The organism is Variovorax sp. F042 (genome assembly GCF_057814215.1).
This window is the reverse complement of the sequence record NZ_JBVASX010000103.1, coordinates 1-279: the sequence shown is the minus strand read 5'-3', so window position 1 is coordinate 279 and position 279 is coordinate 1. Positions and strand designations below refer to the sequence as shown.

Sequence of the window (279 nt, the reverse complement as noted above, 5' to 3'; positions counted from 1 at the left end):
TGCGGCACAGGCCCGACTCCATCGTGATCACGCGCGAGATCTCGTCCAGGCGCGAGGCGATGATCTCGCCCGCGCGCATCAGGATCTTGTAGCGCTCGTAGCGCGTGAGGGTGGGCTTGTAGTCGCGTGCGATCTTGTAGGCCACCCGCACGTCTTCGAGCGTGGCCTTGGGCACGGTGGCGATCACTTCGCCGGTGTAGGGGTAGGTGACGTCGATCGTGCGGTCGCGGTGAATCCGCTCGCCGGCAATGCGCAGGGCTTCGCGGTGAATGGTGCCTG

Annotated in this window: 1 protein-coding gene; it reads right to left on the bottom strand. The window is 65.9% G+C overall.

From position 1 onward, the window contains the following. Window positions 1-271 (bottom strand): aldehyde dehydrogenase family protein (locus tag ACZYSP_RS35600; protein ID WP_489019274.1); only part of this gene is annotated, 271 nt, incomplete at its 3' end. Window positions 272-279 lie beyond the last annotated feature (8 nt).